Source organism: Demequina sp. (assembly GCF_047975725.1).
In the GTDB taxonomy this organism is placed as follows: Bacteria; Actinomycetota; Actinomycetes; order Actinomycetales; family Demequinaceae; genus Demequina.
In genome coordinates, this window is record NZ_JBKEED010000010.1 from 28,189 (window position 1) to 53,544 (window position 25,356).

Annotated in this window: 27 protein-coding genes; 17 read left to right on the forward strand and 10 right to left on the reverse strand. The window is 68.8% G+C overall.

From position 1 onward, the window contains the following. Positions 1-66 precede the first annotated feature (66 nt). Genes ACK5NO_RS02150 through ACK5NO_RS02165 form a run of 4 tightly spaced genes read left to right on the forward strand, consistent with a single transcriptional unit; the run spans position 67 to position 3,708 of the window. Entirely contained in the window at positions 67-717 is a 651-nt protein-coding gene (locus ACK5NO_RS02150) for a TetR/AcrR family transcriptional regulator (protein WP_416811023.1), read from the forward strand. A 5-nt stretch (positions 718-722) separates the two neighbouring features. Then, positions 723-1,547, forward strand: a complete 825-nt coding sequence (locus ACK5NO_RS02155; RefSeq protein ID WP_416811024.1) for an LppM family (lipo)protein — start codon at positions 723-725, stop codon at positions 1,545-1,547. Beyond that, complete coding sequence (locus ACK5NO_RS02160) at positions 1,547-2,404, forward strand: LppM family (lipo)protein (protein ID WP_416811025.1); 858 nt, start codon at positions 1,547-1,549, stop codon at positions 2,402-2,404. The genes ACK5NO_RS02155 and ACK5NO_RS02160 overlap by 1 nt, the downstream gene beginning before the upstream one ends. A gap of 26 nt (positions 2,405-2,430) precedes the next feature. Beyond that, positions 2,431-3,708 carry an MFS transporter gene (locus tag ACK5NO_RS02165; RefSeq protein WP_416811026.1) on the forward strand — a complete coding sequence of 426 codons (1,278 nt, stop codon included), beginning with the start codon at positions 2,431-2,433 and terminating at the stop codon, positions 3,706-3,708. Between the two features lie 66 nt (positions 3,709-3,774). Here the strand turns inward: ACK5NO_RS02165 and manD are convergent, their stop codons facing one another. The 3 genes from manD to ACK5NO_RS02180 all read right to left on the reverse strand — a co-directional run bounded on the left by manD (position 3,775) and on the right by ACK5NO_RS02180 (position 6,990). Continuing rightward, the gene (gene manD / locus ACK5NO_RS02170; RefSeq protein ID WP_416811027.1) at positions 3,775-5,010 is read right to left on the reverse strand and encodes a D-mannonate dehydratase ManD; all 1,236 of its coding nucleotides are present in this window, start codon (positions 5,008-5,010) and stop codon (positions 3,775-3,777) included. A 109-nt stretch (positions 5,011-5,119) separates the two neighbouring features. Next, entirely contained in the window at positions 5,120-6,448 is a 1,329-nt protein-coding gene (locus ACK5NO_RS02175; protein WP_416811028.1) for a hypothetical protein, read from the reverse strand. After that, complete coding sequence (locus tag ACK5NO_RS02180; protein ID WP_416811029.1) at positions 6,448-6,990, reverse strand: RNA polymerase sigma factor; 543 nt, start codon at positions 6,988-6,990, stop codon at positions 6,448-6,450. The genes ACK5NO_RS02175 and ACK5NO_RS02180 overlap by 1 nt, the downstream gene beginning before the upstream one ends. A gap of 407 nt (positions 6,991-7,397) precedes the next feature. On the opposite strand from ACK5NO_RS02180, the gene ACK5NO_RS02185 reads away from it, so the two are divergent. Then, the gene (locus ACK5NO_RS02185; RefSeq protein ID WP_416811030.1) at positions 7,398-8,192 is read left to right on the forward strand and encodes a phosphotransferase; all 795 of its coding nucleotides are present in this window, start codon (positions 7,398-7,400) and stop codon (positions 8,190-8,192) included. Beyond that, positions 8,189-9,031, forward strand: coding sequence for an ATP-grasp domain-containing protein (locus ACK5NO_RS02190; protein ID WP_416811031.1), 843 nt, complete (start codon positions 8,189-8,191; stop codon positions 9,029-9,031). Before ACK5NO_RS02185 ends, ACK5NO_RS02190 begins: the two co-directional genes overlap by 4 nt. 10 nt (positions 9,032-9,041) lie before the next feature. On the opposite strand, the gene ACK5NO_RS02195 is transcribed toward ACK5NO_RS02190, so the two are convergent. After that, positions 9,042-10,115, reverse strand: coding sequence for a hypothetical protein (locus ACK5NO_RS02195; protein ID WP_416811032.1), 1,074 nt, complete (start codon positions 10,113-10,115; stop codon positions 9,042-9,044). Between the two features lie 107 nt (positions 10,116-10,222). On the opposite strand from ACK5NO_RS02195, the gene ACK5NO_RS02200 reads away from it, so the two are divergent. From ACK5NO_RS02200 to ACK5NO_RS02215, 4 genes are all read left to right on the forward strand, one after another. After that, positions 10,223-11,413 (forward strand): MalY/PatB family protein, encoded by a 1,191-nt coding sequence (locus ACK5NO_RS02200; RefSeq protein WP_416811033.1) that lies wholly within the window; start codon positions 10,223-10,225, stop codon positions 11,411-11,413. Between the two features lie 284 nt (positions 11,414-11,697). Beyond that, entirely contained in the window at positions 11,698-12,297 is a 600-nt protein-coding gene (locus tag ACK5NO_RS02205; RefSeq protein ID WP_416811034.1) for a hypothetical protein, read from the forward strand. A gap of 104 nt (positions 12,298-12,401) precedes the next feature. Then, positions 12,402-12,953 carry a copper chaperone PCu(A)C gene (locus tag ACK5NO_RS02210; protein WP_416811035.1) on the forward strand — a complete coding sequence of 184 codons (552 nt, stop codon included), beginning with the start codon at positions 12,402-12,404 and terminating at the stop codon, positions 12,951-12,953. Positions 12,954-12,958: 5 nt separating this feature from the next. Next, positions 12,959-14,206 (forward strand): Dyp-type peroxidase, encoded by a 1,248-nt coding sequence (locus ACK5NO_RS02215; protein WP_416811036.1) that lies wholly within the window; start codon positions 12,959-12,961, stop codon positions 14,204-14,206. Positions 14,207-14,238: 32 nt separating this feature from the next. Here the strand turns inward: ACK5NO_RS02215 and ACK5NO_RS02220 are convergent, their stop codons facing one another. Next, a complete protein-coding gene (locus tag ACK5NO_RS02220; protein ID WP_416811037.1) occupies positions 14,239-15,306 on the reverse strand; it encodes an aldo/keto reductase in 1,068 nt (355 codons plus the stop codon). A gap of 134 nt (positions 15,307-15,440) precedes the next feature. Here ACK5NO_RS02220 and ACK5NO_RS02225 point away from each other — a divergent pair, with 134 nt between their 5' ends. After that, positions 15,441-15,878: a MerR family transcriptional regulator gene (locus ACK5NO_RS02225; protein WP_416811038.1), complete on the forward strand. Its 438-nt coding sequence runs from the start codon at positions 15,441-15,443 to the stop codon at positions 15,876-15,878. 49 nt (positions 15,879-15,927) lie between these two features. Here the strand turns inward: ACK5NO_RS02225 and ACK5NO_RS02230 are convergent, their stop codons facing one another. After that, the gene (locus ACK5NO_RS02230) at positions 15,928-16,056 is read right to left on the reverse strand and encodes a hypothetical protein (protein WP_416811039.1); all 129 of its coding nucleotides are present in this window, start codon (positions 16,054-16,056) and stop codon (positions 15,928-15,930) included. A gap of 49 nt (positions 16,057-16,105) precedes the next feature. Then, the gene (locus ACK5NO_RS02235) at positions 16,106-16,285 is read right to left on the reverse strand and encodes a hypothetical protein (protein WP_416811040.1); all 180 of its coding nucleotides are present in this window, start codon (positions 16,283-16,285) and stop codon (positions 16,106-16,108) included. A 138-nt stretch (positions 16,286-16,423) separates the two neighbouring features. Here ACK5NO_RS02235 and ACK5NO_RS02240 point away from each other — a divergent pair, with 138 nt between their 5' ends. Next, positions 16,424-17,326, forward strand: a complete 903-nt coding sequence (locus tag ACK5NO_RS02240; RefSeq protein WP_416811208.1) for a phosphotransferase — start codon at positions 16,424-16,426, stop codon at positions 17,324-17,326. Beyond that, the gene (locus ACK5NO_RS02245) at positions 17,327-17,893 is read left to right on the forward strand and encodes a GNAT family N-acetyltransferase (protein WP_416811041.1); all 567 of its coding nucleotides are present in this window, start codon (positions 17,327-17,329) and stop codon (positions 17,891-17,893) included. Between the two features lie 25 nt (positions 17,894-17,918). Here ACK5NO_RS02245 and ACK5NO_RS02250 read toward each other — a convergent pair whose 3' ends face one another. After that, positions 17,919-18,344, reverse strand: a complete 426-nt coding sequence (locus ACK5NO_RS02250) for a polynucleotide kinase (RefSeq protein WP_416811042.1) — start codon at positions 18,342-18,344, stop codon at positions 17,919-17,921. Between the two features lie 164 nt (positions 18,345-18,508). Between ACK5NO_RS02250 and ACK5NO_RS02255 the strand changes: the two genes are divergently transcribed. The 4 genes from ACK5NO_RS02255 to ACK5NO_RS02270 all read left to right on the forward strand — a co-directional run bounded on the left by ACK5NO_RS02255 (position 18,509) and on the right by ACK5NO_RS02270 (position 21,076). Then, a complete protein-coding gene (locus ACK5NO_RS02255; protein WP_416811043.1) occupies positions 18,509-19,402 on the forward strand; it encodes a phosphotransferase in 894 nt (297 codons plus the stop codon). 141 nt (positions 19,403-19,543) lie between these two features. Then, positions 19,544-19,960 carry a DUF6174 domain-containing protein gene (locus ACK5NO_RS02260; protein ID WP_416811044.1) on the forward strand — a complete coding sequence of 139 codons (417 nt, stop codon included), beginning with the start codon at positions 19,544-19,546 and terminating at the stop codon, positions 19,958-19,960. 49 nt (positions 19,961-20,009) lie between these two features. Next, on the forward strand, positions 20,010-20,507 hold the full coding sequence (locus tag ACK5NO_RS02265; protein ID WP_416811045.1) for a GNAT family N-acetyltransferase: 498 nt from the start codon (positions 20,010-20,012) through the stop codon (positions 20,505-20,507). A gap of 152 nt (positions 20,508-20,659) precedes the next feature. Continuing rightward, positions 20,660-21,076 (forward strand): prepilin-type N-terminal cleavage/methylation domain-containing protein, encoded by a 417-nt coding sequence (locus ACK5NO_RS02270; RefSeq protein WP_416811046.1) that lies wholly within the window; start codon positions 20,660-20,662, stop codon positions 21,074-21,076. Positions 21,077-21,144: 68 nt separating this feature from the next. On the opposite strand, the gene ACK5NO_RS02275 is transcribed toward ACK5NO_RS02270, so the two are convergent. Then, entirely contained in the window at positions 21,145-22,635 is a 1,491-nt protein-coding gene (locus ACK5NO_RS02275; RefSeq protein ID WP_416811047.1) for a family 43 glycosylhydrolase, read from the reverse strand. Between the two features lie 253 nt (positions 22,636-22,888). Beyond that, a complete protein-coding gene (gene metE / locus ACK5NO_RS02280; RefSeq protein ID WP_416811048.1) occupies positions 22,889-25,216 on the reverse strand; it encodes a 5-methyltetrahydropteroyltriglutamate--homocysteine S-methyltransferase in 2,328 nt (775 codons plus the stop codon). Between the last annotated feature and the right edge of the window lie 140 nt (positions 25,217-25,356).

Here is a 25,356-nt window from a genome sequence, read left to right on the forward strand (position 1 = left end):
CACCCAGGGTCCCCGCCCACTTTCCAGGCACGCCGCCGCGAGGGCGGGGCACCGTAGAATCCGGACATGCCTCGCAAGAAGCGCAGGGACGCGGTGGAGAACCGTGAGCGCCTCATTACCGCAGCCTTCGACCTGTTGGCGGACCGCGACCCGGACCTGTCTGTGCGCGAGCTCGCGCTCCACACCGGGCTCGGGGTCGGCACCGCCTACCGTCACTTCCCCACCCATGCAGACCTGTTTCGCGCGCTGTACGACGCGGCCGTCGCACGCATGGGCGAGGCCATGGGCCAGGCGCCAGAAGGGGCCGATGCGTGGGTCGCCTTGGCGGACATGCTCGAGTCAGTCACGTTCGCCTTGGCCGACTTCCCTGCGCTCAGGGCCGTCATGCGCCGCATGTACGACATCGATCCGAGCTACATGCCCGCGGGTGCACTGACCCCGCAGTTTCAGGACGTCGTGGAGCGCGCGCAACGAGAAGGCGCGCTCCGACAGGGAGTGGCCGGCGAGGACATCACCTCGACGGCGCTCGCACTGGCCGGACTCGTGGGCCGGCCCACCGGCGCCGAGCGCGACATGATCAAGCGCCAGTTGGTGATTGTGCTCGACGGCCTGCGGGCCCGCGACGACGCTAGCCCGCTGCCCGGAGTCGCCCTCAACCCCGACGAGTTCCACGTCTTCACGCATCGGGCCAACGGCCCGGCTGCTGTGCAAGAGTAGGGAGCATGAGAACCGCTCCGCGCCTGCTCGCGATCGCCGCCGTCTCCCTGCTCGCCCTCACGGGGTGCGTGAAGATCGAGATGAACCTCACGCTGAGCGAGGACGACACCGTCTCCGGTGAGTACATCGTCGCGTTGACCAAGGACTCCGCCGAGACGCTCGGCACCGACGGCCTGGACGAGCTGCTCGCGACCGAAGACATCGAGGGCGCGACCGCCGAACCGTACGACGACGGCGAATACGTGGGCACTCGCACCACGTTCGAGTCGGTGGAGCTGACCGAGGTCTCCGACGAGACCATGACCATCACGCGCGAGGGCGACAAGTTCATTGTGACCGGCGCACCCGTAAATGCAGGCGAAGAACTGGGACTCGACGAGGCTCCCGAGGGCGCGGTCGCCACCATGTCGGTGACGTTCCCGGGCGAGGTGACCGAACACAACGGCACCCTCGAGGGCAACACGGTCACGTGGAACTTGCTCGACGCACCCGAGACCATCGAGGCACGCGGTGGCGCAAGCGCGGGCGGCGGCTTCCCGCTGGTGCTGTTGCTGGTCCTGCTCGCCATCGTCGGCGTCGGCATCGGCGTCGCGGGCGTGCTCATCACGTCGACGCGCCGCAAGGGCCCCCGTACGGAAGCCGCGGCGGACGCCGAGGCTGCTGCCGCAGAACTGACGCACCCCGACAACGAGGCCGATGCGCCGGCTGAGCCGGTCGTGCAGGACGCACCGGTCGCAGAAGACCAGCCGGTCGTGGAAGACGAGCCGGTCGTCGAGGCCGAGGTTGAAGCCGACGCCACCACCGACGAGGGCGAACAGCCCAAGCCGTGATGACGGCGCACGCGACGCGACGAGCGGCAGCCCTCGCCGCCCTCGCGACCGTGCTGCTCGCCGGGTGCGTGCGTGTCACGTCGGACACCGCGTTCCACTCCGACCAGACGTTCTCGCAGCACGCGATCGTCGCGGCCGACATGGATGCGCTCGGGAGCCTGCTCGCGGGTCAAGGGCTAGACCTGGACCTGGAAGGCCTCCTCGGCGACCTCGATGAATCCGCCGCGTTGTCCGACCTGCAAGAGCGCTACCCCGGCAAGATCGAGGTCGCAGAGTACGCCGACGAGGACCTCACCGGAGTCGAACTCACCGTCACCGACATGCCGCTCGACGAGCTCACCACGCTGAGTCAAGAGGCGGCCGGGCTCGGCGCCCAGGCAAGCGTCGACGTGGTCGACGGCCAGTACGTGGTCACCATGACCATGCCCGACGAGCTGGACCTCACCTCCTCCGGCCTGACATCAAGCAACCTCGACCTCGCCGCCAACGCCGTCGACGTCGAGGTGACCTACTCGTTCCCCGGCCCCGTGACCCAGGCCAGCGCGGGTGAGATCGACGGCCACTCGGTGACCCTGTCACTCGCGGACCTCCTGGCAAGCGACCAGATCACCATCGTCGCGAGCGCGAGCGACCAGATCGATTGGGGTCCGTGGCTCAGGTGGGGCGGCGTCACGCTGGCCCTGATGCTGATCATCGGTGGCGCCGCTGCGCTCGTCCTCCAGGATCGACGCAAGCGCACCACGACACACCTTCCCCCGCCGGTCACCGGCACCACGCCCAGCGGCCCCGGCGTGCTCGGTGAGAACCCCGAGCCGCCGCACGGCGACGGCAGCCAGCCGCCGCATCGGCCCTCCTGAGCCCGCCAGCAGTGAGAACATGAGGGGTGCTTTCCCCCTACCGCTCCATCCTGAGTCACCCCGGTACCAAGGCGTTCGCCGCCGCCGGCCTGCTGTCGCGTCTACCCATCGCGATGTTCAACATCTCGTTCATCTTGATGATCCAGATCGAATACAACAGCTACGAGATGGCAGGCCGCGTCGCCGCGATTGGCATCGTGTGCTGGGCGCTGCAGACCGTGCCGACCTCGCGTCTGGTGGACCGGATCGGGCAGCGTGCCGCGATGATCCCGCTGGCGGTGGTCCACGTGATCGGCGTCGCGCTTGGAGTCTGGGCGGCGACGTCCGGTCAGGCGGAGTGGGTGCTGTGGATCGCCGTGATGCTCGCGTCGATCCAGGGACCGCTGGGCTCGCTCACGCGTGCACGCTGGTCCAACATCCTGCACACCGACAAGGACATTCACACCGCGTTCGCGCTTGAGGGTGCGCTCGACGAGGTGCTGTTCATCTCGGGCCCGGCTCTGGCCACCATCCTCGCGACGACGGTGTGGGCTCCCATGGGACTCGTCGTCTCGGCGGTCGGCATGGTGGTGGGTCTGGCGATCCTGCTCGCGCAGACCGCGACGGAGCCGCCCACGCGCGCGCACACTGGCGGTTCGAGCCTGGGGCTCAAGGTCCCTGCGGCCGTGGTGGCCGCGACGTTCATCGCGTTCGGCCTTGGCCTGATGTTTGGTGCGTTCGATATCTCCGTCGTGGGCTTCTCCGAGGAGCAAGGCTTCAAGAGTTGGTCAGGCGTTCTCCTGGGCATCGTCGCTGCCGGCTCGTTCGTGGGCGGCCTGCTGTACGGCACCCGTCATTGGCGCACAGCGCTGTGGAAGCGCACCGTCCTCGGTACCGTCGCGCTCGCCGTCGGCATGACCGCCGTGGCCTTCGCGCCCAGCGTGTGGGCCTTTGCCGTGATCGGCTTCCTGGCTGGTCTCGCGATTGCACCTACCCTCACCAACGCGGACACCATCGTGCAGCGCATGGTCAGGCGTGACCAGATCACTGAGGGCATGTCGTGGCTGCGTATCGGCATGGGCATTGGTGTGGCCATTGGCGCTTGGGCCGCTGGCTACCTCGTCGACCACGTGGGCGCGCACGCAGGCCTCTACTTGGCGGCCGGCTCCGCCATCGCGATGTTCGGCATGGCGCTCGTGGCCGCACCGGTGATTCGCAAGGGCACCGAGCGCCCCGAGGTACGCGACAGCGACGACGTTCATCCGCCGTCGCAACGCGACCCCGACGAGTGGGTCGAGCAGCCGCCCATCGGTCCCAACGTTTAGCAGGGCCGATGCGCGGGTCGCCCGCGCGGCAACGTCACCAGTCGTGCAGGTCACCAGTCATGCACGTCACCAGTCATGCACAGAGCCGTCGTGCAGGCGCGCGACGGGCAGATATCCCGGCTCGTAGGCGTGGCGGCGGGCGGCCTCGCGGTCGATCTCGACGCCAAGGCCAATGCGCTCGCCAGGGTGCAGCAGACCGTCCTCGAACCTGAATGAAGTCTCGAAGACCTCGGCGGTGGCCTCGGAGTGAATCATGTACTCCTGAATGCCGAAGTTGTGCAGCGCGAGGTCAAGGTGCAGGTGCGCAGCCTGCCCCACGGGGGACACGTCGGTGGGTCCGTGGAAGCCGGTCCGCACGCCGTAGATCGAGGCGAAGTCCGCGAGCTTCTTGAGGTGCGTGATGCCGCCGGTGTGGGTGACGGCCGATCGCACGTAATCCACGAGCCGCTCGGTGACGAGCGTCTGATAGTCGTGCACCGAGTTGAGCACCTCGCCGATCGCGAGCGGCGTGGTGGTGTGCTCGCGCACGTACCTCAGCGCCGTCGGGTCCTCGATGGGGGTCACGTCCTCGAGCCAGAACAGGTCGAACGGCTCGAGCGAGCGGCCTAGCTGCGCGGCCTCACGAGGGGTGAGGCGGTGGTGGGCATCGTGCAGGAGCGGCAACTCCGCACCAAACTCATGTCGCACGGACTCGATCTCCGTCGGGACGTGGCGCAGATACGCCCTGGTGTCCCAGGTCTCGACCTCGGGGAGTACGCGACTGGCGCGTGCCCCCGCGGGGGTGGCCGGCGCATCGGCCGTGGGGGCGTTGCTGTGAACGCCATAGACGCTGTCCGCTCCGGGGATGCCCGACTGTACGCGAATCGCCTTGAACCCGGCCTCAAGGTTGGCCCGGATCGAGTCGTGCAGTTCCTCGGTGTCTCGCCCGCTCGCGTGGCCGTAGGCCAGCGCCCCGGTGCGGGATTGGCCGCCCAGCAATTGGTACATCGGCAGTTCGGCGACCTTGGCCTTGATGTCCCACAGGGCCATGTCGACCGCGGCAATCGCCGCCATCGTCACCGGTCCACGGCGCCAGTAGGCGCCGCGATACAGGTATTGCCAGGTGTCCTCGATGTTCATCGCATCGCGGCCCTTGAGTAGGGGAATCACGTGGTCCGCGAGGTAGACCGCCACAGCGAGCTCGCGGCCGTTGAGCGTCGCGTCGCCCAGGCCCGTGGTGCCGTCCTCCGTCGTGATCTGCAGGGTGACGAAGTTGCGGCCGGGCGAGGTGACGATGACCTCGGCGCTCTTAATGATGGTCATGGTCGAACCCTAGGCCGCGGGCCAGACAACGCCACAGCCCGCGAGGGTGGCGTGCGACCAAGGTCACACGCCACCCCCACGGGCAGGCGCATCGGCGCTGTGCTACCTGTCAGCAGCCGCAGGCCTCACTCCCGGCCCCCAGCGGCGAGGCCAGGCCATAGCCCACGGGCCCGCCGACCTCGCTACCGCCAGACTCAGGAGCCTCCGTCGCGGTCGAGTAGCTCCCCGTTCCATCGAGCGTGAACTCGAGTTCTACGGCGTCGTACGTGTGCTCATTGTCGGCAGTGGTGTCCGGGAACATCAGCCATCCGTAGAGGGTCTCGGAGTCAGCAATCCGCGCGAACTGGAACCTCGCTCCCGGCGGTAGCCCTGTGAACGGGAACGAGGTGATCTTGTCTGCCGCCAGGTCGTACGTCACCACCGTCAGGTCCGTCTGCGTCCGGGTCACCTCAGCGGTCGGTCGCAGGAACACCCGATCTCCCCCTTCGGCTACCGTGAACTCGTCGACTCCAGTCTCGCTCCCAAGGTCGTCGGCATCGGGTACCTGATCGACGAGCGCGCTCGCCACCCAGCCGTCCTCGTCGGCGCCGTCGCTCCAGCGGTAGTACTTGAACCCCGCGGAAGACTCAGCGCGCCACAGTTCGTCGCCAGCAGCATTAGCTGTCACGAACCGCATGTGGTGCGCCGTCTCGCCATTGACGCTCATCACCAGGTCGTCCAGCGCACCCGTGCGCAGGTTAACCGCGCCACCCTTGCCATAGCGGCTGCCGTCATTCTTCTCGGACCACCAGATCATGGCGGTGTCCTGGTCCTCCCGCCAACTCGTCACCCGCGCGTCGTCCCACGCCCGCTCGGGCAACTCGAAGAGCTCAAAATGCACGTCCTCGGGACTGATCAGGTACAACACTGCCGCGGGCTGCACCCACGCATCGTCGTAGGGGTACCACTGCTCGGAGGCGATGTCGAGAGACCACCCCTCCCCCACAAAGTCCCACACCCAGTCCTCCATCACGTGTGCTTGGGGGTAGGGATCACTGGTCCAGTCGTTCGTGGCGGCCGACTCCCGCTGCGCAGCCATCGCCGGCAGCGCGTCCTCCGCGATCCCATCGGCGCTGTCATCGGCGCGCGGGTCCTCGGTGACGGCGGGCTCGGGTGATGTACTCGTCACCGGTTCGCCAGTGGGCCCGTCAGTAGGCGAGTGCGTCAGCCCCGGCCCCGCCGGCTCGGGCTGCTCCTTCATCACCGAGGTGATGCCCCACGCCCCAGCACCCACCGCGGCCACTCCCAGCACCGCGACCGAGGCCGTCAGCATCCCGCGCACCTGACGGCGGCGCCTTGCCCCCGACCGCACGGCCGCATAGACCTCAACGTCGCGCTCGGACACGTCAGACCTCAACGTCTCGTACTCGCCGCGCAGGCGGTCACCCAAGTCGTCCATCACACCCTCCTCATCTCGACCGCGATCACGTCCATCTCGCTCTGGTCCGCCGTCGTGCCCAGCTCCGTGTTGAGTCGCGCCACCCCGTCGTGGACGTAGCGCTTGACCGAGCCCGCACTCAGGCCCAACTGCTCCGCGGTCTCCTCGATCGTCAAATGCTGCAAATAGCGCAGCACCACGCACGCGCGTTCGCGCGCCGGCAAGGTTTGCAACGCCCGCGTCACGTCGGTGCGATGCTCTGCCAACAAGTCCGGCCCCGCAGCGGTGTCGACCTCCGGCCGCCTCAAGCGGCCCAGCGCTTTGCGTTCAGTGGCTTTGCGTCGCGTGCCGTCGATAAACCGCGACGCGATGACCTTGCGGGTATACGCCTCCGCTTGGGCCACGTGGGTGAAACGCGCACGCCCACCGAAGGCCTCCACCAACGCGTCCTGAACCAGGTCCTCCGCATCAGGCAAGGACCCCGTCAACATCCGCGCATACGCCACCAAATCGCGCCGCCGAGTCTCGATGAGCTCGGCGAGCAGCGGCTCCCATTTAGCCATGATCCCCCTCGAATCTGACGTCTCAACAACCCTAAAGCGCACCGACGCCCCAAGAAGTTGGGTCCCACTCTCCCCCCACGAGTCAAATGGATCCATTTGACGGGAAGTTGCCTGTCCCCTCGCGTGCAAATGGATCCATTTGATGGAAAGCGGCGGGACCTACGTCCCGTCGGGCGTCCCCAGGCGGCTCGTAGAGTCATTCATGTCGTCAGGTGACAGCGTGGTCACCGTCAAGAAACGTGGCGCAGGCGGCCATCCGGGGACTAGGTCGCCTGCGCCGCACCCTTGTTCGACGCGACGCCCCTTCGGGGTAGCGCAGCGTCGGCTCAGGTTTGCGACGGGGCCCCCGCCCCTCTCCTCCCCCCGTGCGGAGGGCCTCGTCGCATCACCTGCCTTACTCTCAGCCCATGGAACCCGAGATGGTCCTGCCCGGTGGCAACATGAATGCCGTCGTCCGCATCGGCTCCCGCGTGCATCGTGCCGCCGCCCCCCACAGCCCTACCGTGCATCGGCTCTTGACCCATGTGCGCGCGCAGGGGATCACGTGGATTCCCCAGGTGCACGGCTTCGACGACGCGGGCCGCGAGGTGCTCGACTACCTCCCCGGCGACGTTCACCACGTGCTCGAACCGTTCATGACCACCGACACCAACCTCCGTACCGTCGGCGCGAGGTTGCGCGAGTGGCACGACGCCGCCGCGACCTTCGAGCACCGCGACGACGACGTGTGGTGGCAAGCACCCCTCGCTCCCGTGGAGACGGTGTGCCACGTCGACTTTGCGCCCTACAACCACGTCTACCGGGGTCACGCCTGGGCCGGCGCCATCGACTTTGACCTGTGCACACCCGGACCGCGCCTGTGGGACCTCGCGTACACCGCCTACCGCTACGTGCCGCTGACGCCGCATAGGGACGATGCGGTGGCCGACGGGGAAGGCCCCGATAGGACCGATGCGCCCGCCCCCGAGCGCGCCCGTCGCCTCGCCGTGCTGCTAGAGGGCTACGGGAGCCTCGTCATCGACGACGCCGCGCGCGCATACCGCCCACACGAAGTCCTCGCGTGGGTGCCCCGACGTCTCGACGCGATGGCCGACTGGTGCGCCACTCAGGAGTCACCAGACCTGCAGCGCAACGGCGTCATGTACCGCGCCCACGCCCGGTGGCTCGAGCGACCCGACGTGCTCGATACCCTCAATTCATGACTGCCCGCATCGCCATCGTCACGACCGTCGAACTGCCCGTCCCCGATGCCGACGAGGAGTTGCTGCTGCCGCACCTTCCCGAGGCCGAACTGGTGGGCTGGGACAACCCCGAGATCGACTGGGCCTCCTACGACGTCGCGGTCCTGCGCAGCACCTGGAACTACACCGACCGGCTCGACGAGTTCCTCGCCTGGGGCGAGCGCGTGGGCCAGGTCACGCGGCTGGTCAACCCCATCGACACCGTTCGCTGGAACACCGACAAGCGCTACCTCGACGACCTCGCGCGCCAGGGCTTCGCGACCGTCCCCACGACCTTTATCGCACCCGGCGAGAGCGTCCCGGCCGATGCGCTCGCTGGCCACGTGGTCGTCAAGCCCTCCGTCGGTGCCGGCTCCAACGGGGCTGCGCTGTTCGACGGTGACCCAGCCGGAGCATCGGCCCACCTGGCGAGCCTGCACGAGCGGGGCCTGACCGCCATGATCCAGCCCTACCTCTCCCAGGTGGATACGCAGGGAGAGACCGCACTGATGTACCTCGGCGGCACCTTCTCGCACGCCGCCCGCAAGGCCGCAATCCTGTCGCGGGGCATGTCGTGGTCCACCGGCCTGTACGCCGACGAGAAGATCACGCCGTGCCAGCCGACCGAGGCCGAGCGCGCACTCGCCGACGCCATCGTCGCGACCTTGCCGGGCCTCGCCTACGCGCGCGTGGACCTGCTGCCCACGCCGGACGGACCTGTGGTGCTCGAACTGGAACTCACCGAGCCGAGCCTCTTCCTGGGCATGGACGCGGGCGCTCCCGAGCGCGCAGCGCAGGCGTTCCGCGCACTGCTGGGCTGAAAATGGCCGCCTAACGTCGCTGCGGCTCGCCGCCCGCGTACGGGTCGAGCAGCCACTCTTCACCGTCACACATCGCGACGATCCTGTCGCCGTCGAACAGGCCGGCATGCCCGCCACCCAACGGTCCGCAGTCGTCCGAGGGCACCGCGACCGTGGCCTTCGTGACGGTGTCGGCCACCATGTCGTGGACCAGCCATAGGTGGTCGGCGGTTGGCGTAGCGCTCTCCGTGGAGCCGTCCACACCCCCCGCCGCTGCGGTGTAAACGCCGTGGTAGACGGCACGCCCGGTGTCCACATCGAACCACGCGGGCAAGCCTCGATCCTGGGAGTACGCCTGCAGGACGGCCTTGCGGATGTCGTCGCGCACCAGGCTCGCGCGCCACTGCGTGCCGTCACGCCACGCCACCCCCGTGGTCGCGCCCGTCCCGTCATAGGTGACCCAGGTCTCCTGGCCGTCGGGCTGAACCCCCAGGTAATTGAGGTTCGCGATGCCGCGGTCCACGCGATTCGCGGTGCTCAGAGCGGTCCCGGCGAAGTCATAGGTGTTCTCCTGAGTGCGCAGATCGAACTCAATCACCTGCTCCCACTGGCTTCCGTCGGCCCGCCTGATCCAGGCCACCGTCAGCTCGGGGTCCCAGTGGACCACATCCCTGTTGACCGTTGTGTCGAACTCGGAGACCTTGAAGTAGTCCTCCGTGGGGGAGATCAGATACAGCTCTTGGACGTCCGAGAACCACGTGTACTGATCGCCCTCGCCCACCCGAATCACGCTGAGGTCCCAGTCCTCGTCGACCTGATCCCACACCCACGGCTCAAGGGTCCGTGCCACGGGCATGCGCTCGTCCTCGGGCTCGACTGCCGCTGGCAACGCATACTCCGTGTCCTGGAGCCACTCGGGGCGGGGGTCATCGTCGTCCTCGTGGGCACCCGGGCTCGCAGAGGTGGTCACCTGCGCCTGAGTTGCCCCAAGAAAGCCCATCTCGCCCAGCAGCCAATAGGCGCCGAAGCCGGCCGCAGCGACCACCGCAATCGTGATGAGCGCACCTACAGGAAAGCGCCCCTCGTCGCCACGCATCGTCCTCATGGCCAGGAGGATAAGCCAGGCGTGCGGCCCACCCAAGGGACCGCGCCGCGCCCACCCAGGACTGGCTCACACTTGCGTGACCGGGACGTCATTGCCACAGTGTGGGGATGACCGTCCCGGCTGCCGCCACCGTACCCGCCCCTGCCCTCGCTGATCCCCTGTCCGAGCTCACGCTCGCGCAGCTACGCTCGCGCACGAGCGCCAAGTGGCGGCGGTACGAGCCGGATGTGCTTCCGCTGTGGGTCGCGGAGATGGACGTCAACCTCGCCGCGCCCATCCGTGAGGAGCTCGAGCGCGCCATCACCGACGGCGACATGGGGTACGCCGCGGGGACGGGCTACACGGACGCCTTCGCTGCTTTTGCGGCCGAGCGCTGGGGCTGGTCCATCGAAGCCGACCACATCACCACGGTCGCCGATGTCATCACGGGCTACACGGACGTGATCTGCATGCTCACCTCGCCCGGTGACCAGGTGGTCGTGAACTCGCCGGTGTACCCGCCGTTCTACTCCTACCTGCGCGCCGCAGGCCGCGAGGTGATCGAGGCGCCGCTGGGCGAGGACCTGCGGCTCGACTTCGCCGCGCTCGAGGAGGCGTTCGCCTCGGCCACCGCAGGCGGCCGGTCCGCCGCGTACCTGCTGTGCAGCCCCCACAACCCCACGGGCACCGCGCACACCCGTGACGAGCTCACCCGGGTGGCGGCCCTGGCCGACCAGCACGGCGTGCGCGTGGTGGTCGACGAGATCCACGCTCCCCTGGTCTACGCCGACCACGAGTTTGTGCCGTACCTGACCGTTGACGGCGGCGAACATGGCTTCGCGTTGCACGCCGCTTCCAAGGCCTGGAACCTCGCGGGCATTCCGGCCGCGCTCGTCGTTGGCGGCAGCGCTGTGCGTTCGGAGCTGCGCCAGTACGCCGCCTCGCCTCACCACGGCCCCACGCACTTTGGCACGCTGGCGCAGACGGCGGCCTACCTGCACGGTGGCCCGTGGCTCGAAGCGCTCCTGACCGGCCTCGAGCGCAATCGCCACCTGATGGGGACGCTCGTCGCCGAACATCTGGCCGGCGCCGTCTACCACCTGCCGCAGGCGACGTACCTGACGTGGATCGACTGCCGAGGGCTCGACCTCGGGGCCGACCCATCGGCTCACTTCCTTGAGCACGCGCGGGTGGCGTTGAACCCCGGGCCGACGTTTGGCACCGGAGGCGAGGGACACGTGCGCCTGAACATCGCCACGCATCCAGACATCATCACGGAGGCCGTGAGGCGCATGGGGGCGTCCACCCACGTGGGCTAGGCGCGCCCTCCCCTTCCCCCCTCCTTCCTTCCCCCACCCGCCCCCTCCCCCCCTGTTCGCGTAGACCTCGCCCACTTCTGGGCCTCTGGTGCGCGCTGCGCGTAGGTGGCGCCCACGGGGGCGTGGGCGGTGCGCCGCGCTCGGGTTGCCACTCCTGCACCCTCACCTACGCGCAGCGCGCGCCGAGTTCGCGAATGTGGGCGACATCTACGCGAACCCCGGGGCGGGGAGGAGTACACGCCACCCGGGACCTAGGTCCGGGTCGCACATGAGAAGATGCGCTCGTGTCCCTGAGCCATGCCGAGCGCATCACGCGTGCCCTGCTGGGCGCGAGCGTGTCCACGTTTGTGGCGCTCGGCTCGCACATCCTGGGAGGCGGGGACCTTCCCGCACTCGCAGGAGTGCTCGTGCCGTGGGGACTCTCGGTGGCCGTGTGCCTGCAGTTCGCCGGGCGTGCCTTGTCCCTGTGGCGGCTCGCCATCGCGGTCGGCGTGAGTCAAGCGCTGTTCCATTCGCTCTTTGTGGTCGGCTCGGGCGGCGCGCAGATGAGCGCCTCGGGCCACGCTCACCACGGCGGGCACCTGGAGGTCGCCACGACGGCAGCGTCCACACACGGCGCCCACGGCGGGCTTGCCATGACCGCCGCCCACGTGGCCGCCGCAGTCGTCACTACCGCCGCCCTCCACCACGCCGAGTGGCTCCTGACCCGAGCCACGCGCGGCATCGCGTGGCTGTGTGCACACCTGCTGCCCGCCGCGCCCGCCAGCACCCCCCTGACTGTCGCCGCCGTGCGCACGGTGACCCGCGCATCGGCCTTCCCGGCAATCTTGGACGCCGCCTGCGGCGTTCGCTCGTTGCGCGGTCCTCCCGCGCTGTCTGCCTAACCCCACACCGGACCGCCCGCACGGGTGCCGCCGGTGTCTTGGCGCGTTTGACGCCACACCCCGGACAGGGGCGCACCGCCCCACGCAGACAAGAAAGAGACATCATGCTTCGCACCGCTGCGCGCCTTGGCGCGCTGACCCTCCTGACCGCCGCTGCCCTGGCGGGCTGCTCGTCCGCCTCGGAAGGTGACGGCGAGATCACCATCACCGACCCGTGGGTCAAGTCCGTCGACGAGGGCATGACTGCCGCGTTCGGCGAGCTGGTCAACGGCACCGACGAGCCGATCGTGCTGACGGCGGCCGCCGTCGACGTGTCGCCGATGATCGAGTTGCACGAGACCGTCACCGGCGACGACGGCATGGCCACCATGCAGCAGAAGGACGGTGGCTTCACCATCGAGCCCGGCGAGTCCCTCGTCATGGAGCCCGGCGGCAACCACATCATGCTCATGGGCGTCGAGGAGCCCATCGCGGCCGGTGACGAACTTGTCTTCACCCTCACCTTCGAAGGCGGCGACACGTTCGAATTCACCGCTGTCGCCAAGGAGTTCTCCGGCGCCAACGAGGAATACGAGGGCGACCACGGCGACATGGACATGGATTCCACGTCCGACGCCGAGGCCACCTCGGACGCCGAACACTCCAGCGACCACTGAGTCCGATGCCTGACCACCAGCTTCACGACAACCGGGACGGATCCGGCCGTGCGGGGGTGAGCCGACGGTCGCTCCTCTTTGGAGGAGCGGCCGCCGGCGCCGGCGCCGCGGTGGCGCTCGCCGCCGACCGGGTGGGCGTGTTGCCCGCCTCCCGCGAGGTCGAACTCGACGCGGCCGGCCTCAACGGCGCGCGCACCCTGCCCTTCCACGGGACGCACCAGGCGGGCATCGCCACCCCCATCGCGGCACACGCGAGCTACGTCGCGCTCGACCTGCATGCCGACACCGACGCCGATGCGCTCGGGCGCATGATGCGCCTGCTCAGCGACAATGCGGCGCGGCTCGCGCAGGGTCGCGGCGCCCTGGCCGACACCGAGCCAGAGCTGGCCGAATCGCCGGCGGCCCTGACGGTGACGTTCGGCTTTGGTCCGGAGTTGGTGCGCCGGGCCGGTGGCGCGAGCGCCGTGCCCACTTGGCTCGCGCCGCTGCCACCGTTCTCGATCGATGCCCTCGAGGACCGTTGGAACGGCGGCGACCTGCTGCTGTTGGTGTCCTCGGACGACGCCGTGACGACCGCGCATGCGGTGCGCATGCTGCTCAAGGACTCGCGCGCGTTCGCCCAGGTGCGGTGGCGTCAGGACGGCTTTCGGCGCGCGTACGGCTCCCAGGTGTCGGGCACGACCATGCGCAACCTCTTTGGGCAGATCGACGGCACCACCAATCCCGAGCCGGGCACCGCGGAGTTCGACAAGGTCGTGTGGAGCTCGGACCGGTGGCTCGCTGGCGGCACGTCACTCGTGATTCGGCGCACGCGGCTCGACTTGGACACCTGGGATGAGGTCGACCCGGTGGCCCGCGGCTTCTCCGTGGGCCGGCGCTTTAGCGACGGGGCACCGCTGACTGGAGATCGCGAGGCCGACGAGCCGGACTTCGACGCCCGCAACGCCGCCGGACTGACGGTGATCTCGCCCGTGGCCCACATCGCGCGCGCCCGTCCGGTCGAGGACCACGAGGTCATCTTCCGTCGCTCCTACAACTACGACGTGGAGCCCTCGGGCGACTCGGTGTCGGAGTCGGGGCTGATCTTCGCGTCCTTCCAGGCCGACGTCACCCGGCAGTTTCTGCCCATTCAGACGCGGCTCGCCGAGGTGGACCTGTTGAACACGTGGACCACCCCGGTGGGATCAGCAGTGTTCGCGATCCCCCCGGGGTGTGCCGAAGGCGGGTTCATCGGGGACACACTTCTCGCGTGACACCGAGGGTGCTCACGGGCCCACCAGGGGGCTCACGCGCCGGCCGCGGCGAGCTCCTCCACCTGCGCGGGCGTGAGCTGAACGTCCAGTGCCTCGATGCACTCGAGGTACTGGTCGAAGGTGCGCGCGCCGATCAGCGGCAACACCTGCGGTGAGGCCTGCGCGAGCATCCACGCCAGCACCACCTGATTGCCAGTGCCACCGGTCTGCGCCGCGACCCTGTCCACCGCAGCCAGTCGGGCCAACGCATCCGGGCCCTCGTACGGCTCCATCGCCCAGAACTGGTCCCTGCGCTCCCGCGCCGAGAACAGCCCCTTGAGCACAGGCGAGTACGCCACGAGCTGCAGGTCGGGATGCGCATCCAAGTAGTCCAGCTGCTCGTCACCCACGATCGACCCATGGCGCAGTCCCGCCCGTCCCCGCAGGTAGGAGTGCTGTTGCTGCAGCGCGGCTGGCTGAGGCCAGCCGTTGGCCTCGCACAGCGCACGGATCCGGGCAAGCCGCCACGTGCGCACATTGGAGTATCCATAAGCGCCGATGCGCCCGTCACCGACCGCTCCCGCCAGCCACTCGAGGGTCTCCTCAAGGGGGGTCGAGCGGTCATCGACGTGCACGTAGTACAGGTCGATCGAGTCGACGCTGAGCCGTGCCAGCGAGGCCTCGAGGCTGCGCTCCAGCACTGCGGCCGAGGCTCCCACAAAGTTCGCTCGCGCATACTCCCAGTCGGCTTCGCCGCGAGCGGTGAACGCCCGCTCGAACCCGGCCACCCGTGCCGAGCCCTTGGTGGCGAGATGGACGCTTGGCCGTGCACCCGCATCGGCCATCCAACGTCCCAGGAGCGCCTCGGAGTGGCCGCCCTCATCGCCGGGCGCCTCCCACCAGCAGTAGCAGTCGGCGGTGTCGATCATCGCGCGGGCCGGCGTGCCGTCGGGGGCCGCGAAGCGTGGTGCGACCTCACCCACGTAGTGGTCGAGGATGAGTCTGGCCTCGGGCTCGGGCGTGCGGGTCCCCATAAGCATGGCGCCCAACGCGATGGGCACCACATGCGTGCCGGTGCTGCCCAGTGGGCGGGCGGACTGGGCGGTGGTGGTCGTGGTCATGGCTCCTCCTCGACGGTTCGAGACGCCCCGGGCGGGGCACCCTCGACCGACGCTAAAAGTTCGAGCGCGCACGAAGTCAAGGGCTGAAAATCGGGTCTTGACTTCGAGTGCACTCGAAGTCCTACGGTGGCCGCATGACTGGACAGAGCATGACTGGACAGAGCATGACTGGACTGAGCATCGACGCGGCGTCGCGAGAGACCGGCTGCTCCAAGCACACCCTGCGCTACTACGAGCGCGAGGGACTGCTCGCGCCGGTGGAGAAGGCCTCGAGCGGGCATCGGCGATACTCGGAGGCCGACCTTGGGTGGATCCGGTTCCTGCAGTTGCTGCGCGCGACGGGCATGCCCATCCGGGAGATGAAGGCGTTTGTCGCGCTCACCGTGGCGGGCGACCACACCATCGCAGACCGGGTGACAGTGCTTGCTCACTATCGCGAGGCGCTCGTGGCGCGAATGGCGTCCGACCAGGAACACCTCGAGCGGCTCAACTTCAAGCTCGAGTACTACCGCGGCGTGCTTGCCGCCGAAGACGTGATCCCCGAGGACATCACGGGCAACGTCCGCGCCTAGTCCCTTTGCCGGTCAGGTCCGGAGTACTGGGCGTGGGTTGCGGCCTGCCTCAGAGCGCGCGCATGTACAACGTCTCGATCACAGCCGCGCCACCGAGTTCCTCGGTGCGTTCCGTGCCGTCGGCCACCCACCCTTCGCGCTCGTAGAACCGCCGCGCACGCGCGTTCTCCCGCGCCACCCACAGGTAGGCCTGGGACGCACCTTGCTGAGCGAGTAGCGCGATTGCCTCAGCGTGGAGCGCCGTCTCCGGCGAGGTTCTGCGTCCACCACTGACCGACGGCGATCGGATCTCTCTTCGCCAGGAAGTCGGCGTCCATGATGTCCGCGTAGGCGTGCCGCCAGGCAGCGACGTGGATGTCGCCCATCGCAGGACCGTCCTGAGGCACCGCGGGCCTGATCACGTGCATGGCACCAGGCTTCTGGCGCGCCGGCATCCCGGCCCGGATGGGCCTGAGCGGCGCGCAGGGCGCACCGTTGTCGCGAAAGTGGGCGAGGTCTACGCGAACCCGGGGGGTGGGTGTGCTTACTCTGAAACCGTGACGACGATGCCCACTCCCGAGGCCGAGATCGATCTCGAGCCCACGCTCGTCCAGGCCTTGCTCGCGCAGCAGCATCCCGACCTCGCGGATCAGCGCATCGGCCCGCGCATCGACGGCTGGGACAACGCGATGTTCCGTCTGGGGGATCAGCTTGCGGTGCGGCTGCCGCGACGGGCGATCGGGGCGCAGATCGCGCACGTCGAACTCGATTGGCTTCCGCAGATCCGGCGCGACTGGACGTTCCCCGCTCCCGTGCCTATTCGCGTGGGCGAGCCGGGCTGCGGCTACCCGTGGCGGTGGTCGGTCGTGCCGTGGCTCAGGGGCGTGCGTGCCTTCGACGAGCCCCTGACCGACGCCGGGGCGCGCGACCTGGGTGCCGCGCTCGCGCAGGTGCACCGACGCGCCCCCGCAGGTGCACCGTCGAACCCGTTCCGCAGCGGCACCCTTCGCGAGGTGGCGGAGATCTTCGACACGCGCCTGGCCGCTCTGGAGAACACGGGCGACGTCACACCCCTCCAGGCCGATGCGCTGCGGGCCCTGTTCGAGGACGGCGCCGCCACGGACGAGCCCGAGCGCACGTGGGCGCACCTCGACCTCCACGGCGCCAACGTGCTGACCCTGCACGGCAGGCTCGCGGGCATCCTCGACTGGGGCGACGCGGCCGTGGGCGACCCCGCCACCGATCTTGGACAGGCGTGGACCCTCGTCGGGGGCCTGCACGCCGACGCACTCCTCGAGGCCTATGGCACCGCCCACGGCACCGTGCGCGTGGGCGCGGGCAGTCCCGGCCGTCAGCGCGTGCTCGCCCGCGCGGCCGCCTATGCGCTCACGTTGGCGTCCATGGAAGAGGACCGGTTCCGTGCCGCTGGCCTGGGCGCCGTGGCGGACCTCACGGGGACGTACAGCTAGATGGGGACGTCGTTCGAGCCGCTGATGACCGAGCGCCTGATGCTGAGGGCCATGACGCTCGACGACGCGGAGGATCTCGCCGAGCGCCGGTCCGACACCGCGACCGCGCAGTACCAGGATTGGCGTGCGCCGTACCCGGTCGAACGCGCCCGCGCGCTCATCCAGGACGTGACCAGCCGGCCCGGCCCCCAGCCCGGCCACTGGTATCAGTTGGCAGTGGTGCGCCAGCGCGACGACAGGGTCGTGGGCGACGTCGCGATCCACCTCACCGAGAATGGCCGCACGGCCGAGGTGGGCTACACGCTGCACCCCTGGGCTCGCGGCCACTATTACGCGACGGAGGCGACCGCGAGGCTCGTCGACTACGCCGTGTTCGATCTCGGGGTGCACCGGATCGAGGCGTCAACGCACCCGCACAACGTGCAATCAATCAAGGTGCTCGAGCGCATCGGCTTCATCCACGAGGGCATCCGTCGCGAGCGCTACTGGGTCGACGACGAGGTCTCGGACGACGCGATGTTCGGGTTGCTCGCGCGCGAGTGGCGGGCGCGTCGAGCGCAGGACTAGGGCCGATGCGCGGGCCCGGTACCGCTCAGAAGTCCCCCGGCGCGACCTGGAGGCACGTGAGGCCCAGCTCGTCGCGCCACATGTCGACCACGTGGTTGCGGTCGTCGAGCACGCACAGCACCTCAAAACGTGGCGCAATCTCCCGCTCGTAGATCTCGCGCTTGACGATCCCGTCGGCGCGGTCGTCGTCGTCGGGACGCAGGTGCAGGCCCTCGAACGGCACGGGAAGGTGAGTGCCCAGCCACCACTCGGTCTCGGTGCGCGAGACCTCCTTGCGCCCGGACACGATCACGATGGTGTGGCCCGCGAGATGCAGCGCGCGCACCACCTCGATCACGGGGTTGTTGGGCGTGTCGAGGTCGTAGCCGGAGGTTGCGAAGGGGTGACGGTCACCCATGTGGGCGAGGGTGCCGTCGAGGTCAACAATGACGGCCGATGCACGCTCGCTCATGCGCAGACCTTTCCGCCCGTGCGGGCTGGCTTGCAGGGACGATACCGCCGGGCAACGTGAGAGGTGACCACGAGGACATCTTGCCCGATCCGCCCACGACGCGACGCGACGCGAGCGTCACAAATCCCACGAAATGCCTCACCTTCGCCGCTAGAGTGACCGCCATGGTGGCAGCCCCGGAAGAGCCCTTCTATGTCCCCGACGCGATGGCGCGGAGCCTGATCGACGAGCAGTTCCCCCACCTCGCCGGCGAGGAGTTGGGGCGACGCTACACGCTCGAGGACCAGTTCGCGATCCGCATTGGAGACCACTGGGGCGCCATCTTCCCCCGCCACGCCCGCGACGACGCGCTGTACGAGCGCTGCAGCGACCTATACGCGTCGGCCTCGCGCAAGTGGACGTTCCCCGCGAGCATGCCCGTGGCGACCGGGACGCCCGGGCACGGCTTCCCGTGGCACTGGGTGTTGGTGCGCTGGATCTCCGCCTCGACGGCAGCGTTCGTGCCGCTGCACGAGCACGCGCTCGCGCCCTTTGGTCGCGCCCTTCGGGACCTGCACAGCCCGGCTTCCCGCAAGGCGCCTGTCAATCCGCGCGCGGGAGCGGGGTTAGCAGCACTGCGCCCGTGGTTCGAGGAACTGCTCGCCTTCGCTGTGGCGAAGGAGGCCCCCGAGAACCGTGTGATCGACCAACATATGGTGCGCGCAATCTTTGAGGCGGGCGCCGCTGAACGCGTGGACCTCGCCCCCACGTGGACGCACGGGCGCCTCGAGCCGCGAGCGGTGATGTCGGATCGTGGCTCCTTCGCCGGCATCCTGCTGTGGCACAACCTCGGCGCCGGCGACCCCGCGGCCGACCTGGGTTACGCGGCCAACCTGGTGCCGCTCGACGGACTTGACGAGTTTTGGTCGGGCTATGGCCCCATCAGCGGGGCGACGGCCTCCCGGGCCGCGGCGTACCAAGTGTTCGCGGCGCTGGGGTACATCTACTTCGACGATCCGTTCCTGTTGCGCATCGCGTGGGAGCGCCTCATCGAGCTAGAGGCGGCGCGTGAGGCCTGATCCCCCCACCCCCTTTCCCGTCAAATGGATCCATTTGGTTGTCAGTGGCGGGCCGCAACACGATGAAAATGGATCCATTTGACGGGAGCGGGGAAGACCTGCCCCTAGATTCCTGGGCGGCCCCGTGCCAAGGTGAGGCTTGTGCGAGGGGCAGAACGCGCATCGGCGCTGCTGGTGGCCGCGGTGCTGGCGGTGAGTGGATGCACGACCGAACCGGCCCGCGACTGGGACGAGCCCGCCGACTACACCTATGAGGCGTCCATCACCGTGTTCGGGCCAACCGCGGGTGAGTGGCGCGTGACGGTGCGCGATCACGAAGTCGCCGAGGTCGAGGGCCTTGACGAGTGGAGCACGCTCGAGGGGTCGGGTGGACCCGAGAACTTCGACACCCTCTCCCAGGTGATCGAGCGCTACGAGCAGGCCCGTGCTGCTGGCGCCGACGCGGTGTCCCTCAAGCAAGAGCGCGACGGCAGGCCCTCCCAGTATGCGGTCGACATGGACAAGGATGCGGTCGACGACGAGCTCACGATGGTCGTCACCGCTTTCACCACCCCGTAACGATGAAAATGGATCCATTTGACGGGGAGGGGGAGGGGAGAATGGGCGCATGATTCGCGACGCCTCCCCCGCCGACGCCGACGCCATCGCGGCCCTGTACAACCCGTACGTGCGCGAAACCGTCATCACGTTCGAGTACGACGAGGTGAGCGTCGAGGACATGGGCGCCCGCATCCTCAAGGTTCAGGAGCAGGGCCTGCCGTGGCTCGTCTCGGTGGAGGCCGATGCGGTGGTGGGCTTCGCGTACGCCGCGCCCTACCGGCCGCGCGCCGCATACCTGCACTCCGTCGAGACCACGATTTACCTGGCACAGGGCCAGTCAGGACGCGGCCTCGGGCGCGCGCTGTACGACGAACTGCTGACCCGGCTGGAGGCGACCCCCGCTCACACGGCACTATCCCTGGTCGCCGTGCCCAACGACGCATCCATGGGGCTGCACCAGGCCGTGGGCTTCCGTGAAGTGGGCGTGTTGCGCGAGGTGGGCCGCAAGTTCGACCGTTGGATCGACGTCGCCTACCTGCAGCGCGACATCCACCACTCGGCATAGCCCGCCGGGGCGTCCAGGGCATTTGCCCCGCTTTGCCTCCCTTGCGCGGGACCTGTGAGGTCCGTCACCATAGAGCGTCGCCCATGGCATCACCGCCATCTTGAAGGGCGGCCCCCGCCTTCGGGCGGGTGTGGAACTGAAAAGAGAACACCATGACGGTCCCCACCGCGAGGCGGGGGTCCGATGCGGGCTATTCGATGGTCGAACTGCTCGTCGTCATCGTCATCATCGGAATCCTGGCAGCGATCGCCATCCCCTTGTACCTGGATCACCAGCGCAAGGCCAACGACGCTGCCGCGCAGTCCGATGCGATGAACCTGGGCACCCTCGTGAGGGCCGCCTGGGATGAGAGTGCTGGCACCGTCACCGTCGCACAGACGGATGACAGCTACACGATCAATGGGGAATCGGTGCTGGGAGTCTCGCCCGGCGTCGACCTGGTGGAGTATCGCGGCACCACGCTCGAGAACTGGTGCCTCGAGCTCAACCACCCCCACGGCGACAAGGCCAACAACCCCGCAGTCCGTTTCGACGCCCAGAACGGGTATGTCGAGCAGGCTTCCTGTTAGGGATCGGCGCTCCTGTCACAGACCTTGGCCCGGTCCTCGCCTGAGCGAGGGCCGGGCCTTGTCAGGTGTCACGCCCCAGCGGCGTCGTACGTCATCCGCAGCACCCGCACCGGGGCGTCGATCGCCCGCACGCCCCACACACGGCCAGTGAATCCGCCGGCGACCTCGGTGGAAAGGTAGCGGCCATCCAGTCGCCCGAGCGAGGTCTCCTCGCCGCCGTCGATCACCCAGAAGGCGAGGTCGTCGGGACCGGCCGTGGTGGCCTCGACCGCGGCGGCCCGCAGGGTGAGCGGGCCACCTGCCGCGCGCTCGATACTGGTCACTACCGTTTCCAGGTCGCCGATGCGTGCGACCAGTTGGACGGCCGATGCGCTGGCTCGCACCGCGTACCAGTGCCGGCCGTCCGAGTGGACACGGAGTTCGGCGGTGCCGGCTTGGGGATCGACGTCCGCCTGGGCAGTCCAGTACGGGTCGAGGCAGCGCGCCGCGAGGAACGCTGGCAGCGGCTCCGTCTGGGAGGGGCTGATCTCGAGGCCGCCCTGCGGGTGGGGCGCGGTGAAGGTCTCGAGCCGCGCACTCGGGGAGATCCACCGCAGGTCACGGCGGTCACCCTCGAAGCGATCCTCGAACGAGGTCGCCGGCGCGGGGACGGTGAAGGCACCTTCGTTGACCACGGGCCAGCCGTCCTCCCAGGTCACCCCAGCGAGGAAGGTCTCGCGGCCGTTGACGTGAAAGCCGGGAGTGGTGCCTCGGGGCCGAACAGCGAGGTACACCATCGCCCACTCGCCCTCGGAAGTTTCCACCAGGTCCGCGTGGCCCGTGTTCTGCACGGGGTGCGGCGTGGAGCGGTGCGACAGGATCGGGTTCGCGGGGCAGCCGTCGAACGGTCCGCGCGGGTTGTCGGCGCGAGCGATCGACACGCTGTGGCCGCGCTCCGTGCCGCCTTCGGCGATCAGCAGGTACCAGTCGTCCCCCTGGCGGATCAGGTGCGGCGCCTCGGGGTGCGACATGCCCGTGCCGGACCAGAGCTTGCGAGGCTCGGACAGCAGCGCTCCCGTCGCAGGGTCCACGTCGACCTGCATGATCGCGCCGTGGCCTTCGTAGGTGCCGGACCACGTGACGTAGCAGCCGCCGTCCACGTCCCACGCGATGTCGGGATCGATGCCGGGACTGGCAGGAATCGACACGGGGTCGCTCCACTCACCGCGCGGATCGTCGGTCGTGACGAGCATCTGCCCGCCGTCGCCGCCCACCACGTTGGTGGTGATCATCCAGAACCGGCCGTCGTGGAAGCGCAGCGTGGGCGCGTACACGCCCAGGTTGGCGCCTACAGTGCCGGCAGGGAACTGCGAGTCGCGAGTGAGCGCATGCCCGATGAGTTCCCAGCTCACGAGGTCTTCGCTACGCCAGATCGGCACGCCCGGCGAGTACTCGAAGGTCGAGTGCGCCAGGTAGAAGGCGTCGGGCCCGCGGCAGATGCTCGGATCCGGGTGAAATCCCGGGACGATCGGCGTCGTGGCGCTCGAGCGGGGGGCGGGGTCCTGGGCGGGGTGCGTCATCGTCGACGGATCCTGTTCTTCGTAGGGGGCGAGTGCATCGGCCGGGTGGCTGGGCCATTGTCGAAGCGCTTCGCCTCATGCTAGCCGCTACCTGGCGTGCCGTCATCACCGATTGCTGGCCGATCCGCGGGTCGGGAGCGCACAGCCGGAGCGGTGAGCGAACCAAGCCCACCCGCGCATCGGCCGTCCGACAACAACTCAGGCCCGGCTCCCCGCGAGGGGAACCGGGCCTGACCTGAGAACGACGCGGCGGTTACGCCGAACGCACCGCGCGAGTTGCCTCGAGCATGTTGGTCAGCGACGCGGTGGTCTCCGCGTAGCCACGGGTCTTGAGACCGCAGTCGGGGTTGACCCACAGCTGCTTGCCGGGGATGGAGTCCTTGGCCAGCTGGAGCAGCTCGGTGACCTCCTGGGTGGAGGGCACGCGCGGCGAGTGGATGTCCCACACGCCGGGGCCAATCTGGCGCTCGTAGCCGTGGTTGCGAATGGCAGGCAGCACCTCCATGCGCGAACGGGCCGCCTCGATCGAGGTGACGTCGGCGTTGAGGCCGTCGATCGCGTCGATGATCTCGCCAAACTCGGAGTAGCACAGGTGCGTGTGGACCTGGGTGTCGTCCTTTGCACCGGCGGTCGCAAGGCGGAACGAGTTGACCGACCACTCGAGGTAGGCGGGCTGGTTGGCCTTCTTGAGCGGCAGCAGCTCGCGCAGGGCGGGCTCGTCGACCTGAATGATGCCAATACCTGCAGCTTCAAGGTCCGCGATCTCCTGGCGCAAGGCAAGGCCCACCTGGTTGGCTGTGTCGCCGAGCGGCTGGTCGTCACGCACGAACGACCACGCGAGGATGGTCACCGGACCGGTGAGCATGCCCTTGACGGGCTTGTCGCTGAGGGACTGCGCGTACTGCGCCCAGCGCACCGTCATGGGCTCGGGACGAGCGACGTCACCCCACAGAATCGAGGGGCGGGTGCAACGCGAACCGTAGGACTGGACCCAGCCGTTGACGGTCACGTCGAAGCCGTCGAGCAGCTCCGCGAAGTACTGCACCATGTCGTTGCGCTCGGCCTCGCCGTGGACCAGCACGTCGAGTCCCAGGTCCTCCTGCAGCTTCACGACCTGGGCGATCTCGTCCTTCATCGCCTGCTCGTAGTCGGCGTCCGACAGGTTGCCCTTGGCCCACGCGGCACGCGCCTTGCGGATTTCGGGGGTCTGGGGGAACGAGCCGATGGTCGTGGTCGCGAGCTCGGGCAGGTGGAAGCGGTTCTCCTGAGCGGCGGCACGCACCGAGTACGGGCTGCGCTCGAAGGCCGTCGAGTCCACAGCCGCGAGCGCGTCGCGGACCTCGGCGCGGTTGGTGCCCGGGTGCTCGGCGCGGGCCTTGAGCGCGGCACGGGCGTCACCCAGCGCACCGGCGACGGCGTGCTCGCCCTCGCTCAGCGCCTTCGCGAGGGTCACGATCTCCCCGACCTTCTCGTCGGCGAACGCGAGCCAGCTGATGAGTTCCTCGCCCAGGTGCTCCTCGCCCTGCAGGGTGTGCGGGACGTGGAACAGGCTCGTGCTCGACGCGATGGTGACGGTGGCGCCCAGGGCGGCGACCGCATCGGCCTTAGCGAGCGCGGCGTCGAGGTCGGTACGCCAGATGTTGTGGCCATCGACCACACCGGCGACGACGGTCACGCCCGTCAGGTCGATGTCCGTGGGGATCGCGCCGCGCACCAGGTCGAGGCCGATAGTGTCCACGCCTGCGTCCTTGAGGACCGGCAGTGCGTCGTCGAGGCTGTTGTACGGAGCCGCGACAAACAGGGCGGGGCGGTTGTCCGCCGCGACCAGGGCCTCGTAGACCTTGGTGGCGTTGGCGAGCACCTCCGCACGGTCGGCGTCGATGTCCGCGACCAGCACGGGCTCATCGATCTGGACCCACTCGACACCCGCGGCCTTGAAGGCGGCGAGCAGTTCGATGTACACGGCCAGCAGGTCGTCGAGGCGCTCGATGGGCTGGAAGCCCGTGGGAGCGTCATCGGAGGCCTTGGCCAAGTACAAGAACGTGAGCGGACCGGTGATGACAGGGCGCGTGACGAAGCCGGCGTCCTTGGCCTCGACGAACTCGTCCACCCAGCGGGTGCTCGACAGCGCGAACGCGGTCTCGGGGCCAATCTCGGGCACCAGGTAGTGGTAGTTCGAGTCGAACCACTTGGTCATCTCGAGCGGGGCCTTGTCGCCCACGCCGCGGGCGATGGTCGAGTAGCCGGCGAGGTCGACGGAGCCGTCCTCCGCACGCAGGTCAGCGAAGCGGGTGGGGATGGCGCCAAAGGTCACGGCTGCGTCGAGCACGTGGTCGTAGTACGAGAAGTTCGACGGGATCGAGCTGTTGGTGCGGCCCAGTCCGAGCGCGGCCAGACGGTCGCGGTTGGCGGCACGCAGGTCGCTCGCGACGGACTCGAGGTCGGCCTCGGTCGTGGCGCCCTTCCAGAACTGCTCGAGTGCCCGCTTGAGCTCACGCATTCGGCCGATGCGCGGGTAACCAAGGATGGTGCCGCCGGGAAAGGCGGGCGCAGGGACAGAGGGCTGGTGGTGATCAGTCATGTTTCCTCATGGAGGTTGTTGCGCGGCGGGCTCGCCATTGCGCTTGGTCGACGCGGGTTGTCAGCGCCGAGGAGTGCGTTCGCGAGTCTAGCGCTCTGTTCGCCCTGTGGCTACGGCTGTCCGCATGCTGAGATGCGTTC